We start from the raw sequence: 15,207 nt of genomic DNA, 5'->3' as shown, positions 1-15,207 counted from the left end.
CTGCTTGAAGAGTTGGGATAGCTAATAATTAGAAATGTATTCAGTATATGGCAGATAACATCAACGAAACCGAGATCATTGAGCGATTAAACAGCGCACCATCGGTACGAGGCTTTTTCATTGCAGCAGTCGACGTTTTTAACGATTCGATCGACGGGTTGGTGCAAAGAATCTTTCGTAAAGATAACTTCGCTGTTCAATCGGTTGTCGGTCCGCTGCTACAAGACTCTGGACCGCTGGGCGATCTGTCTGTTCGTTTGAAGTTATTGTTTGGCTTGGGAGTGCTCCCCGATGACATTTACCACGACATCGAAGACATCATCAAACTCAAAAACCAACTCAATAGTGACGCTTCAGATTACGAATTCACTGACCCGAATATTCTAGAACCAATTAAGAAACTGCACTTGGTGAAGAAAATGGGCATGGTACAACTGGAAGTCAGCGAACCAGATGACGACATCGACCTTGAGTTTTATCAGCTACAACTGCAACGTCAACAACAAATCATTAAGTCAGGGCTCTCACTTGCCATTGTCGAGATTTGCAATGAGCTCGGCAAAGACAGCCCTTTTTAATCGAAAAACTGGCAAGGAAGCCTCCTCAACTCGCCCCTCTTTTTGCACATTCTTCTATACAACGTGCGTGAAAGCCATCACAGTCCATATTCCGATGTCTCTGTAACATCAGACCAATCTATCGCTAGTATTGAAACGGTATCGCATGCTTTCAATCGAAGACACTAAAACTAAGTGGGAGTTTTTCCAGAAACACCACTGGGTATCTCCAGAATTTTCCCGCACTCCCGTCCTCGAGTCGTGGGAGCGTTGCATAAAGCAATGCAGCCCTTACACCTGGTCAAAACCACATATTGCCTCTGGATTTACCTTCTCATCTCTAATGAAGCGCAACGAACATCTCATCGAATGCGCCACGACCGTACTTGAAGACACTTACGACATGCTAGGGGACGAAGACCTGGTATTGATGGTAACCGATGGCAACGGCTGTATTCTCTCCACCGTCGGGCACGACTCTATGCGACAAGAGATGCAAACGTTCGGCATAAAACAAGGCTGTTTTCTCTCCGAAGGAAAGATAGGCACAAATGCAGTCAATCTCTGTATCAACACTCATATCCCGTGTGAAGTTTTTGCCGCCGAACATTTCAATCGCCACTTGCACTCTTATGCCTCTGTAGCGGCGCCTGTTTTTGACCAATTTGGCAAATTACGCGGTACAACATGCCTTTTCAGAAAAGCGGAAAGCTATAAGAAAGAAGACTTAGTCATCATCGCGTCGAGCGCGAAAGAAGTCAGCTTGCAAATCCACATTCAGTCGGAACAAGAGAACATGAACCGCCTCACTTGTGCGCATAACGCAACGTTAGAGTGCATGGATGACGGCCTTCTAGCGTGGGATGAAGAAAATCGCATCACCATGGTAAATCACCAGTCCGAGCGTTTGTTAAACATTGAAGCCAGTCAGGTCTTGGATAAAGAAGTCTTTTCTGTTTTGCGCTTCCCACCGAATGTCCTTACTAGTATTGAGTCAGGTGCGAGCATAAACCGTAAACTCACAACGGTAGAGGTTCGTGGCGAGTTTGTTGAGGCGATCATCACCTTGCGTCCACTCAACGACGGCACACACTTATTGTTCTTGCACCCTATCGATAAAATTCGCGAACTTGCTCAACAACAAATAGGTGGCAGTGCGCGCTATACGTTCAGCACTTTGCCCGTCATTTCACGAAAAATGAAGCATGTCATTACCGTGGCAAAACGGGCCATAAAGTCAAAATCACCGATTCTAATTACAGGTGAAGAAGGCGTAGGAAAAGCCACTCTCGCCATGGCGATTCATAACGAAAGCGCCTACAAAGAAGGACCATTCATTACGCTCAACTGCCGCTCCATCAATACAGAGCAACTGGTCAAAGAAACCCTGGGGTACGACGAAGGGCAAGGCATGCCTTCAAAGTTTGAGCTCGCCCATGGCGGTACGCTCTTTTTAGAAAAGGTGGAATATCTGTCGCCCGATTTACAAGCCGTGCTACTTAAGTTGTTAAAAACTGGGCTCGTCAGCCGCAGCGACAGTTTGCGATTGATCCCCGTAGATTTTCAACTTATTACCAGCACCGCTTCAGAGATCAGCGAGTATGTCACTCAGCGCTCATTTGGTCGGCAACTTTATTATGAAATCTCCTCGAACGAGCTGCATATTCCACCACTACGAAAGCGTAAAGAAGACATTGAATTTCTCGTCCAGCAGCTTATCAGCCATTACGAACGCCGCCACAATGTGACGATCTCGATAGAGCCAGTCGCACTGGAAGCGTTGATGAATTTTCGTTGGTCAGGCAATAACTCCGAATTAAGAAATCGAACTGAGCGAATTTTGCTTAACCGCAGTTCCAACTTAATCAAGCTGAACGATATTCCTGAAGACATTAAACTGAATTCTCGCCATACCGCAGAAAATACGCCAGTAATCACGTTAGAAGAAGCCGAGAGAAGAGCGATTGTTCAGGCTTGGAATCAGTGTGATGGCAAAATGCATTATATGGCGAAAGCATTGCAAATTGGCCGCACGACCTTATGGAGAAAAATTAATAAGTTTGGGCTGCAGGAGCAAATGAAGCTGTATTAAGTCGTGAATTGGCGTTCCTATAACAAAAGTAAAACCGGCGTAAGCACGCCGGTACAGGTGTACTAACGATAAGGTATCGATTAAACATCGACAGACAACTGACGAATCTGCGCTTTTAGTCCCGGTAGCATGCTCGAACTGGCGCTGAATTTTCGCAACCCCACGCGGAGCAATGTTTCTGTGGCATTTGGATCGCCAGCCATCTCACCACACATACTAACCGGTATGCCCGCGCGATCGCCTGCTGCACACGTGAGCTCAATGGCTTTTAGTACCGATGGTTCAAAGTAGTTCACCAATTCAGCAACAGCAGCGTTACCTCGATCGGCGGCCATAACATATTGAGTCAAATCATTGGTGCCAATAGAGAAAAAGTCGACTTCTTGGGCTAACGCATCAGCATTTAATACCGCGGCTGGCACCTCAATCATAATACCAACGGGCAAATGAGTCGCATCCAAGCCGAGTTGGTTTGCTTGATGCGCCAACAGCGCTTTTACTTTTCTCACTTCTTCAACCTGAGCCACCATCGGTATCATCAATTGAATATTCGGTTGCTCGTGAAAGGCTCTCAGAATGGCTCGAAGTTGAGCGGTAAACAATGACTCATGTTGAAGGCACAACCGCACCCCTCTCAAACCTAAAAATGGATTATCTTCCGCTGGCATAGGATAAGCGGCTAAAGGCTTATCACCGCCAACATCTAGACTACGAATCGTAAGTGGCTTATCACCAAGTGCGGCGGCAATATCACGATACACTTGGTATTGCGCTTCCTCAGTTGGCAACTCATCACTGTTTTGAAATAGAAACTCAGTCCGAAATAGACCAACGCCCTCAGCTCCTGATGTTAGTGCATCATCAATATCTTTCGGTCCACCAATATTGGCGAATACTGGAATATGGACACCATCACAGGTGACTGCGGCTTGCTGAGCACTCGCTAATGCACGTTGTCGGATGCTTTGCCACTCAATTTGCTGAGCTTCTAATTCCTGCTGTACGGCATCTGAAGGAGAGAACCATAAATGCCCTCGGAAGCCATCAATAGTCACCACTTGACCAGCACGCACAGCATCAAGGCAGCCCTGAGCTTTAACGATGGCAGGAATCCCCATCGCACGAGCAAGAATCGCACTGTGAGAGGTTTTCCCTCCCTCACTCAAACAGATACCAAGCACTTTCGATTTATCAAGCCCGGCCACATCAGAAGGCATCAGGTCGCGGGCCAACAAAATACTCGGTTCCTGAATGTCGATGGCATTAGGCGTTACGCCTGTCATTTCGACCATAACTTGGCGTGCTATATCATGCACATCTGCTTCGCGTTCCCGCATGTACTGACTTTCTGCCTGGCGAAACTCTTTGGCCAACGTTTGCAGTGATTCTACCCAAGCTTGCTCGGCTATCATGCCCGTTTGAATTCGCGACTCGACCGATGCCCATAATTCTGGGTCACTGAGCATCATGCTATGAGCGGAAAATATTTCCCCTTTCGGCTGCTTCGCTTGCTCCTGCAAATGTTGAACAACCACGCCTATCGCACGCTTAACCCGTTCAATTTCATCTTGTTCACTTTGGAAATCACGTTCAGGCACTGCTGGCATTTCATGAGTAAAAAGGACAGCAGGAGCAGTAGCGATACCGTCATTGACTCTAATACCAACAACAGCACCTTCAATCTGATTTGAGGTCATGCCATCGAGCAGAGTATCCGAGCTTTCTTCAGGTTCGATAATGCCTTGCTCAACCGCCTCTTTTTCTCCGAAGTGCTCACTAGCTAAGGCTTCAAATGCCTTGATTGCTTCACTGGATTGAGGTCCAAGTGCGCATAAGGTGATCGTCTCTTGACTACGAACGCCAAGTTTCGCAATGCTGTTCAAGCTTTTCGCGTTCACACGGCGCTCGCCTTTTTTCAACCATAATTGGCAGTCGAAAGGCGCGAGTGCACCAACAATGGCCGCAGCGGGACGAGCATGTAATCCATGCGGATTTTGCACTACCCAATCAAATGTCCGTTCTTGCTCAAAGTTCTCTGATACTGGCGCTATCTCAGCGGATGTTAGTGGCTGATCACCAAGATGCTCTCGTTTTACGCTTAACGCATTCTGTGCCTCTTCGACTACCGTCGATAAAGGTAGCCCGGCAGCAGCAGCCACCGACGCCGCCATGGTCCCTTCAACAATAGGTGCCGAGATAAGGGTGACATTTTCCCTCACATGATCATCAACCAGATCCAGAGCCATTTCCGTGCTAAGCAACGCGCTGCCAAGATCCATCAACACAACAACCCCTTGTTGATCTTGTACCTGCTCAATCGCTTCCATCACGGCAATGGCATCGGTTCCGATCGGGTTCTCTGGATCATCAATCCCAGCAGCAATCGCAAGCTTGGCTTTGCCTTGCGTCATTTGGGTGGCAAGTTCTGCCACCCCTTCTGCAAGTCGACGACTATGAGATACAACTACAATTCCCACCATCTTAATTACCTGCTATTGCCTGCTGTAGTGCTTTAATCATTAACAGAGAAGAGGTTGCACCGGGGTCTTGATGGCCAATACTACGTTCACCTAAATAGCTTGCTCGCCCTTTTTTCGCCAACATTTCAATCGTGGCAACCGCGCTCGTTTCTGCTAGCTCAACCATTTCATTCAGTAAGTGATCGGCGCTCATGCCATTTTCTAACGACGCCTTCACGCTAACTAAAACGGGTAACCAAACATCACACATGGTTTTATCACCCAGTTCCGCTTTACCACGAGACACTACGCCATCCACACCGCTTTTTAGTGCATCCACTAACTCTTCAAATGTTAATTGCTCTCGAGTTCCGACAGCGGCAGCCGTGCGAATAAACAGCGTGCCATACAGCGGACCACTTGCCCCACCAACACTAGAAAGTAAGGTCATGCCCGTATTCTTGAGAATGCTGCCGATATTTTGGTCCGCAAATTGCGGCAGTTTTTCAGCAACTTTTTTAAAGCCACGGTTCATATTGAGACCATGGTCTGCGTCACCAATATCACGATCAAGGTCGGTCAGAAAATCTTGATTCTCTTGATACGTTTTTGCACATAACTCTAGCCAGTGAACGATATGTTGTTTTTCAATTTGCATGTTTGCTCCCCCCTCTTACCACTTGATCGCGGCCGTATCGACAGGAGCATCAAACAGCTCCAACATCTCTTTGTCTGCCTTCAGAAACGTAATCGAAACGCCTTCCATATCGAGTGACGTACAGAAGTTACCGACCATATTCCGCACGATACGGAACCCCGCTTGCTCGCAGTTATGAGCAAGACGGCGGTACACTCCGTAAAGCTCTGAAGTTGGCGTACCACCCATACCATTCACCATCACGATGTAGTCGTGCTCAGCGGCGAAAGGCTCAATGCTGGATTCCACTTCATCCCATTCACCTTCGTCACGATTCCAAATACGCAATGTGCGCTGATAAGGCGTGTTTTCAGCAACTTCAGCAAACATCTCATCCACTAACGTATCGGCGTCGGTGTATTTCACTCGCTTGATACCTGGTTCACCATGGATACCAACACCAAACTCCACTTCATCATCTTCCAGAACAAAAGATGGTTTACCTGCTGCGGGTACAACACAAGCATTAAGCGCCACGCCAAATGAACGACAGTGATTATTCACGCGACGAGCCAGCGCTTCACATTGCTCCAACGAATAACCTTTGCTCGCGGCAGCCCCAACTAACTTTTCAACCAATACCGTTCCAGCAACGCCACGGCGACCAGCGGTGTATAGGCTGTCTTTGACTGCAACATCGTCATCCACCAACACCGACCCAACTTTGATACCATCGGTATGAAGCAGCTCCACAGCCGTTTCAAAGTTCAACACATCACCGGTGTAGTTTTTAATGATAAACAGCACGCCCTCACCGGTATTCACTTGGTTGCCACATTCGTACATTTGATCAGGCGTAGGTGAAGTAAATACCTCTCCTGGGCAGGCGCCTGTCAGCATGCCTTTACCAATAAAACCTGCGTGCAAAGGTTCATGACCACAGCCACCACCAGAAACCAGTGCCACTTGCCCCGGCGTTTCCTCATGCCACATGTAACGAGGTTCGTAGTTCGCTTTTAGCTCAGGGCGGGACAATGCTAGGCCTTCCATTTGCTGCAATACAACATCATCGACTTGGTTAATTAACTTTTTCATCGTTCTATCTCATTCCATTTATATTTTTATGTAGGGTATGAATTCATCTTAAACAGAGAAAAAACGTGCTCAACAAAAATCAATCTGTTTCATATTGAAACAACGACTTCGGTATTTTCGTTTCAATATGAAACGAAAAACGACAGATTCGCTTGAATAGTGATCGGCGCCATAAAGCATGCTGATGCTTATTACTTCTGACAGTCGGTTTGACACAGAGGTCATAAAAGCATGGAACAAAACCAGAGATATCCTTCACCACCTACCACACCAAACCTAATATAAACCTTATCCCTACAATGGATATTCATTGCAGTCCAAAACACACATAAAAAAGGTTAAAGGTTTGAATTATGGACAAAATTATTATCAGCCCAAGCAAATACGTCCAAGGTGAACAAGTACTTACATCTATCGCTCACTATGTGAAAACATTAGGTGAACGTCCGTTAGTAATTGCCGATGAGTTCGTGACTAACCTGGTTGGTGATGACGTCAAACAAAGCTTTGCTGACGAAAAGCTTCCACTCACTATGAACATTTTTGGTGGCGAATGTTCGCGCGTTGAGATTGAACGCATCACGGACATTTGTGCCACTCAGAAACACGATGTCATTGTCGGTATTGGTGGTGGTAAAACGTTAGATACAGCAAAGGCTGTTGCGTTTTACACAAAAATTCCTGTCGTGGTGGTTCCTACGATTGCCTCGACAGATGCACCAACCTCAGCGCTTGCGGTGATATACACACCTGAAGGTGAATTTGCAGAATATTTGATGATCCCTAAAAACCCAGACATGGTCATCATGGATACGTCAGTCATCGCCAAAGCCCCTGTTCGCTTACTTGTATCGGGGATGGGCGACGCGCTTTCCACCTACTTTGAAGCTCGTGCCAACATGACTTCTGGTAAGGCAACAATGGCTGGTGGGTTAGCGACGCGTTCAGCACAAGCGCTTGCGAAACTTTGCTATGAAACCTTGCTTGAAGATGGTGTAAAAGCAAAAGCTGCGGTAGAAAATGGTGTGAGCACCAAAGCGGTAGAAAACATTATTGAAGCCAATACATACCTAAGCGGTATCGGTTTTGAAAGCAGTGGTCTAGCGGGTGCTCACGCTATTCATAACGGCCTAACTAAGCTTGAAGAGTGTCATCATCTCTATCATGGTGAGAAAGTCGCGTTCGGCACACTAGTTCAGCTGGTACTAGAAAACGCAGCGATGGAAGAGATTAATACGGTTCTTGCATTCTGCCGCTCTGTAGGTCTACCAACCAACTTATTTGATATGGGCGTTAAAGAGCTTAACCACGCTAAGTTGCGCGAGGTCGCCGAAGCCTCAACGGCCGAGGGAGAAACCATCCACAATATGCCATTCCCAGTGACGGCAGAAAATGTCTACTCTGCAATTCTAACCGCTCACCAGTTGGGTCAATAACTCACCCCCTTAAAGTGGGCTTAAATAAAAAAGCGGCACATACTCTCGCATGTGCCGCTTGGTGTCGGAGGACATTAAAGTTTGAAACTTTTCTCTCGTGTAGAGTTTAGTACCAAGTAGCCTAGATAAAAGAAGGTAACAATAAAGTTTGAAACTAACTTAATGCCATAACTCTCTGCACAACAGAATTATGACAATAAAGTTTGAAACTTTAAGCATTGTAAGAGACCTTCCTTTCTAGGCACTTAGTCATTGGTCAACCCAGTCTCGCTTAGCAAACTTTTTGGATACAACGGAATAACGGACTCGTTTCGATTTAGTGTAAGAGCTCCTTTTAAATAAACAAAAGGGCTCCGCACTTACCTCAAGAGCCCAACTTCTTAATCGACTTTTAGTACTTATTATAAAGTTTCATCTGCCCTGTCTTATCAAAAGACACCACGTTAAAGCCTTTGTACTCCTGCCCTGGTCGTGCCATTCCCGGCGAATGCTGCGGCATACCGGGAGCGGCGATTCCTGAAATATTTTCAGGCCTTTCCTCAAGCAAACGCTTGATATCAGACTCAGGAACATGCCCTTCAATCATATATCCATCAATGACAGCTGTATGGCAGGACATCAGTTGACTAGGCATTCCAAACTCTTGTTTGACATAACTCCAGTCGCGAGCATGGTTAACATTCACTTCGTAGCCTTTCTTCTCCATAATTGCTGCCCATTCCTTACAGCAACCACACGTAGGCGATTTATAAAGCTCAATAACAGGCTTAGCAAAGACGTTAAAGCTCAAAATCAAAGATGAAAGTGCAATAAGTCTCAATTTTTTACTCATATAGTTACCTAACTAAAATCTATTTTACGTTAATACTGACGGCTTCATCGCCATAACTCAGCTCATACACTCCTTTTTCAGGAATCCACTCAAAGTGCTGAGTTTCATACGGCTCTACGCGCAGTGTTAAATGTTTACCAGCCAAAGGGGAGAGGTCAATTGACATTGACTCAAACGTTTTATTTAGTACCACCAATTGACTCTTCTCACCGCTATCTATAGAAACTGAGAGTAGCGCCTCTTTGGTGCCTTCATACATCCAATCCACTAACTGAAACGTTCCAAGATGCTCCATGTAATCTGCTAGATTTATCTTATCTTGTTCACTTAGTGCATCGCCTAAAAGCTTCATTGTTTGTTCATGCTCTAGGCTATATTTCAGATCATTTAAGGAGCTACCTCTGATGTTCCCACCAACGTTACCTCCCCCTTGACCGTATAGCCCATGACACGCAATACATCCATATCCACCTACAGTAAGAAAAGTGGACTCACCGGCTGAAATTGAGTCTTCTGAAGCATAGGTGAACAAACTCACACTAAACATACCCGCTAGCATGAATAAACGCTTTAACATCATCAGGTTCCTTTATAGCGTCTATAAACTCACTTTTTTAATCATGCCTGCTTCTGCATGCCCTGGAATATTGCATGCAAATTCAACCTTGCTATCCCCCTGGAAGTGCCAAATCAACTGCTTAGCTTTACCCGGTTTTACTGTAACTGCATTCCCAGAATCATGCATATGATGAGGCATTTTCTTCATCATTTCTCGATGTTCAAGTTGCTCTTTCGCTGAGCCAATAGTGAACTCATGATCAATCTTGCCAACATTCATAACCACAAATTGAACTACATCATTAGGTTCAATTTGTACTTCTTTTTTGAACTTGATTGTCATGTCATCTGCCAACACAACATGAACCACTTTATCTGGCTTTGCACCTGTTGCTGGCATACCAACATCAGACATGCCTTCCATCGACATCATTGAATTATCCATATCGTCATGATTCATATTACTATGGTCCATGCTCTCATGGTTCATAGAGCCATGGTTCATGTTGCTGCTATCCATATCAGCGTGATTCATCGAGCCATGATCCATGTTTGAGTGATCCATTCCTGCCATTACCGACATTGAAGTCACAGAGAATAATGTGGCTAGTAGTGTTTTTTTCATGTTCATAATGTATTCCTTACTAATTTGTGTAGAAGTTTTACGGGCTAAGTAGGTTCTCAGCCCGAGTGTATGTGTTTAGTTATGTTTAAGTTCGCGAGTTTTCCAAAGCTTGAAAATCGCAGGAAGAACCAGAAGTGTGAGTAGCAGAGCGGATGCCATGCCACCAATCATTGGTGCGGCGATACGTTGCATTACCTCAGAGCCAGTCCCCTCACCGTACATGATTGGGATCAAACCGATAATCACAGTAAGTACCGTCATCATTACTGGGCGAACGCGCAAGCCAGCTCCCTCGCGAATCGAGTTACTTAAATCATCTTCATTCAATGATTTACTTTGCTCTTTAGCATCCAACTTTGTGTAGTGCCATGCTTGGTTGAGGTACACCAACATGATGACTCCAATCTCGACAGCAACCCCTGCTAGCGCGATAAAACCAACTCCTACTGCGATTGAGAGGTTGTAGCCGAGGTAATGCATGAGCCACAAGCCACCCACCATCGCTAAAGGCAGAGTCAGCATGATAATCATCACCTCACCTACGCGTCGGAAGCTGAAGTAAAGTAGTAACATGATGATGGCAATCGTGATTGGCACAACAACACCCAAACGCTCTTTCGCACGCTCCATGTATTCATATTGACCTGACCATGCAATTGAATAACCAGCTGGCATATCAAGTTGATCTGCAACCGCTTGTTTGGCTTCCTCAACGTAAGAGCCTAAGTCTCGACCATCGATATCTACAAACACCCAGCCATTTGGACGAGCATTCTCTGTTTTAATCATTGGTGGTCCATCTTCATAGCGCACATCAGCCACATCAGCTAAGGCAATTCTAGCGCCACTAGGGGTAACCAATGGCAGTTGCTTTAGCTTAACGACTGAATCACGATAATCTTGTGGATAACGGACATTAATTGGGTAACGCTCAAGACCTTCAATGGTTTCTCCAACATTCATACCACCGACAGCGGTAGAAACTACCTGTTGTACCTCTTTAATGTTAAGACCGTATCGAGCTGCCGCTGTTCGATTGATATCAATAGTGACATAACGACCACCGGCAACACGCTCTGCATATACAGATGCAGTGCCTGCAATATTGTTAAGAATAGGTTCTAGTTGAGCACCTATTTTCTCAATTTCAGCTAGGTCTCTCCCTGCGATCTTGATACCTATTGGAGTTTTGATACCCGTTGCTAACATGTCGATGCGTGTTTTTATAGGCATCACCCATGCGTTAGTTAAACCAGGAAATTGAATTAAGTCATCAAACTCTTTTCTTAGCGACTCAGTTGTCACACCCTCACGCCACTGATCTCGCGGTTTAAGCTGAATGACCGTTTCAATCATAGTTAAGGGAGCAGGGTCTGTTGCGGTGTCAGCACGACCGACTTTACCCCATGTTGTCTGCACTTCAGGTACGGTCTTAATTAGTTTGTTTGTTTGCTGAAGTAACTCTCGTGCTTTACCAATGGAAATACCTGGATAGGTGGTTGGCATGTACATCAAATCACCCTCATCAAGAGGAGGAATAAACTCACTACCTAGTTTCGTTGTTGGATAATAAGCTGACCCCATAAGAGCAATAGCTAATACAATCATGCTTTTCGGGTACTTGAGACTAATATTCAGTAAGGGCTTATAAAGGGCAATTAGACCTTTATTAATAGGGTTCTTATTCTCTGGTAATATTTTACCGCGAATAAGATATCCCATGAGCACCGGCACTAAGGTAATAGCAAGGCCTGCTGCTGCCGCCATTGCATAAGTTTTAGTAAAGGCGAGTGGCGAGAACATCTTGCCTTCTTGGCCTTCCAATGCGAATACAGGAACAAAACTTAGCGTGATGATCAGTAGCGAAAAGAACAGCGGTGCACCAACCTCTTGCGCCGCATCACCAATCACTTGCCATCGGTTTTTGTCAGTCAATGGGGTTCGTTCAATGTGCTTATGTACGTTTTCTATCATAACGATAGCACCGTCTACCATTGCGCCTATCGCGATTGCAATCCCTCCTAACGACATGATATTGGCGTTGATACCTTGCCAATGCATGACAATAAAGGCCCCTAAAATACCGACAGGCAAACTTAGCGCGATGACCAATGATGAGCGAATGTGGAATAGGAACAACGCACATACAATAGCGACAACAATGAACTCTTCTGCAAGCTTTTTCCAAAGGTTCTCAACCGCTGCATTAATTAACGTCGAGCGATCGTAAGTAGCCACTATCTCAACGCCATCAGGCAAGCTACGTTGAAGCTCGTTTAGCTTATCCTTAACATTACTGATCACTTCGCTTGCGTTTTCTCCAAAACGCATGACAATTACGCCACCTACGGCTTCGCCCTCTCCATTTAATTCAGAGATTCCTCGTCTCATCTGTGGTCCGAGTTCAATATCAGCAACGTCACCTAATATTAGGGGAGATCCCTTTTTACTTACCTTGAGAGGTAGCGCTTTAATGTCATCGATACTAGACAAGTAGCCAGTGGTTCGTACCATGTGTTCAGCTTCTGCAACTTCCACTACAGACGCGCCACTTTCTTGGTTACCATTTTGAATAGCCATATTGACCTGTTGCAGAGTTAGGTCATAAGCACGTAGCTTGGCAGGATCGATTTGCACTTGGTATTGCTTAACCATACCACCAACGGTCGCTACTTCTGAAACGCCGTCTACGGTTTGTAGCTCATATTTTAAGAACCAATCTTGTAAGCTACGCAGTTCAGCAAGATCATGCTTGCCAGTTTTATCTTGTAAAACATAACTGTAAACCCAGCCCACACCTGTCGCATCTGGACCTAGTGTTGGTTTAGCGCTTGGAGGAAGGTTTGGTGCAACTTGACTTAAATATTCGAGCACTCGTGAGCGAGCCCAGTACATATCTGTATCATCATTAAAAATGATATACACATAAGAATCACCAAAGAACGAATATCCACGAACAGTTTCAGCACCAGGAACGGCAAGCATTGCCGTTGTCAGCGGATACGTGACTTGGTCTTCCACCACTTGGGGCGCCTGACCCGGGTAACTTGTTTTTATGATCACTTGTACATCTGATAGATCAGGGAGAGCGTCAACTGGTGTATTTTTTACGCTATATAATCCACCAAAGACTAGAGCAAAAGTCGCTACCAATACCAAAAAGCGATTATTGATAGACCATCGAATGATTGCACCTATCATTGCTTATCCTCTCTTTTAACTAACTCTTTGAGAAGATAATCAGAGCCTTGTTTCTCCACTAGAAACCGAACTTTGTCACCCTCCTGAAAACTTGAGAGTTCTATGTCGCCACCTACTGAAAAGTTGAGCTCACCAGCATCCCATGACCAATCAGCCACAGGAACATGATTTAGAGTCACCATACCAAAATCCGCCATCAACATAGAAACATCACCGTCTATCCATATTTCCGTATTTATGCTCAGCTCAGTTACTTTGTAATCAACGATTTCATATTGACCCGATTCAGATTTTTTCATTTCAAAGTCGATCATTTTCCCTTTTGAAAGTGGTTCCATTTCAACGTGCTCTGACACCATAAAGTTCATGGTCATTCCTGGCCAATCCCATTCAGGAACAGGCTTATGATTAATAGTTAGCATTCTATGTCCAACCATTGCATCAGTAATTTCACCTGTTGCCCAAACCGTTTCGGCAGTGGGTTCGATGCCATTGATTCTTGATAGGTCGGCAGACTGACTTGATTCAGAGTCCAACATGAAGTGCGCTGACGTAACAACGCGCTCTCCTTGTCGCAACCCCTTTAGAACCTCAATCTTATCTGCGGCTTCACGACCAACTTCAATTCTGGCAGAACGATATTTTCCTTCCCCCTCAGCCAGCACCACACGAGTCATACCACCAGATCGAATGACCGACGATCGAGGGATGGTTAACACTTCATCATTTGATACTGGTTTCAGAGTGACATTTGCAAACATATTTGGCTTAAGTTCGCCTTGTGGATTATCGAATCGAAGGCGAACACGCAATGTACGGGTACTAGGGTCTAGAATGGGATAGACATAATCCACTTCACCATTCCATTCTCCACCAGGTAAGGCATCCAGTGTCATAGATGCTTGACTGCCTTGTTTAATCCAATGGGATTGACGCTCAAAGACTTCTGCATCTACCCATACTTGATTCAAAGGACCTGCGCTGATCACCGCTTGAGCTGGAGAAAGGTAGCCACCTTCACGGATATTGAGGCTTGCAATAACGCCGTCTGCCGGTGCTTTAATTTCAATGGTTTGTGACGCTTTGCCTCGACGGGCGATGGATTTAATTTGATTGCGGTCAACCCCCAAAGTGATCAAACGATCTGTAGCACCTTGTATCATTCCTTTACGCTGGCTCTTATAGGCACTGATCAGTTCTTCTTGTGCTTTTACAAGCTCTGGGGAATACAGAGTGAACAGCGTGTCACCTTGTTTCACTTTTTCACCAACAGCATTGATATAAAGCTTTTCAACCCAACCCGATACTCGAACATTGGTCTGCCAAAGTTGACTCTCATCAAAGGCGACATAGCCGACAGTTTCGATACGTGGTGCAAGGACCTCTTGCTTTACGGTATCTGTTTTTACACCGAGGTTATTTTCAACCGCAGGATCGATTTTTACTGTTCCTGGCTTGTCGTTACTACCATTGAGATCATCAGCATACACAGGAATAAGATCCATCCCCATAGGGGACTTTCCTGGCTTATCTCGCTGATAGTTTGGGTCCATCGGTGCAACCCAATATAGTGGTTCATCACTTGATTTAGACTCAGAAGCTGTCATTCCAACCATGTTATGGTTCATGCCTGAAAGGTAAATATTCGCTCCATAACCTAGTGCGCTTCCGATTAAAAGCGCTAGGCTTGCAACTTTAAATGTACTCATCTTGAT

11 protein-coding genes are annotated in these 15,207 nt (G+C 45.4%); 3 read left to right on the top strand and 8 right to left on the bottom strand.

The features are described from left to right. The first annotated feature begins 47 nt into the window (after positions 1 to 47). Complete coding sequence (locus tag R7044_RS08045; RefSeq protein WP_005379708.1) at positions 48 to 578, top strand: MltR family transcriptional regulator; 531 nt, start codon at positions 48 to 50, stop codon at positions 576 to 578. Positions 579 to 723: 145 nt separating this feature from the next. Next, the gene (gene dhaR / locus R7044_RS08040; RefSeq protein ID WP_225455466.1) at positions 724 to 2,649 is read left to right on the top strand and encodes a dihydroxyacetone kinase operon transcriptional regulator DhaR; all 1,926 of its coding nucleotides are present in this window, start codon (positions 724 to 726) and stop codon (positions 2,647 to 2,649) included. An 80-nt stretch (positions 2,650 to 2,729) separates the two neighbouring features. Here the strand turns inward: dhaR and ptsP are convergent, their stop codons facing one another. The 3 genes from ptsP to dhaK are packed head-to-tail and all read right to left on the bottom strand — an operon-like array spanning position 2,730 to position 6,840. After that, entirely contained in the window at positions 2,730 to 5,129 is a 2,400-nt protein-coding gene (ptsP, locus tag R7044_RS08035; RefSeq protein ID WP_213913672.1) for a phosphoenolpyruvate--protein phosphotransferase, read from the bottom strand. Position 5,130: 1 nt separating this feature from the next. Further along, on the bottom strand, positions 5,131 to 5,766 hold the full coding sequence (gene dhaL / locus R7044_RS08030) for a dihydroxyacetone kinase subunit DhaL (RefSeq protein WP_053304323.1): 636 nt from the start codon (positions 5,764 to 5,766) through the stop codon (positions 5,131 to 5,133). Between the two features lie 15 nt (positions 5,767 to 5,781). Next, positions 5,782 to 6,840: a dihydroxyacetone kinase subunit DhaK gene (gene dhaK / locus R7044_RS08025; protein ID WP_047101950.1), complete on the bottom strand. Its 1,059-nt coding sequence runs from the start codon at positions 6,838 to 6,840 to the stop codon at positions 5,782 to 5,784. 353 nt (positions 6,841 to 7,193) lie between these two features. Between dhaK and R7044_RS08020 the strand changes: the two genes are divergently transcribed. Continuing rightward, positions 7,194 to 8,276, top strand: a complete 1,083-nt coding sequence (locus R7044_RS08020) for a glycerol dehydrogenase (RefSeq protein WP_005379703.1) — start codon at positions 7,194 to 7,196, stop codon at positions 8,274 to 8,276. Positions 8,277 to 8,667: 391 nt separating this feature from the next. On the opposite strand, the gene R7044_RS08015 is transcribed toward R7044_RS08020, so the two are convergent. From R7044_RS08015 to R7044_RS07995, 5 genes are all read right to left on the bottom strand, one after another. Further along, a complete protein-coding gene (locus R7044_RS08015; RefSeq protein WP_042521808.1) occupies positions 8,668 to 9,108 on the bottom strand; it encodes a DUF411 domain-containing protein in 441 nt (146 codons plus the stop codon). 19 nt (positions 9,109 to 9,127) lie between these two features. Further along, a complete protein-coding gene (locus R7044_RS08010; protein ID WP_042521807.1) occupies positions 9,128 to 9,685 on the bottom strand; it encodes a hypothetical protein in 558 nt (185 codons plus the stop codon). 21 nt (positions 9,686 to 9,706) lie between these two features. Next, on the bottom strand, positions 9,707 to 10,291 hold the full coding sequence (gene copI / locus R7044_RS08005; protein ID WP_053304366.1) for a copper-resistant cuproprotein CopI: 585 nt from the start codon (positions 10,289 to 10,291) through the stop codon (positions 9,707 to 9,709). 75 nt (positions 10,292 to 10,366) lie between these two features. Next, positions 10,367 to 13,492: an efflux RND transporter permease subunit gene (locus R7044_RS08000; protein ID WP_042521805.1), complete on the bottom strand. Its 3,126-nt coding sequence runs from the start codon at positions 13,490 to 13,492 to the stop codon at positions 10,367 to 10,369. Continuing rightward, positions 13,489 to 15,201, bottom strand: a complete 1,713-nt coding sequence (locus R7044_RS07995; RefSeq protein WP_042521802.1) for an efflux RND transporter periplasmic adaptor subunit — start codon at positions 15,199 to 15,201, stop codon at positions 13,489 to 13,491. The genes R7044_RS08000 and R7044_RS07995 overlap by 4 nt, the downstream gene beginning before the upstream one ends. Positions 15,202 to 15,207: the final 6 nt, after the last annotated feature.

Source organism: Vibrio sp. 1402 (assembly GCF_033340275.1).
This window is presented reverse-complemented; position numbering and strand designations above follow the sequence as displayed.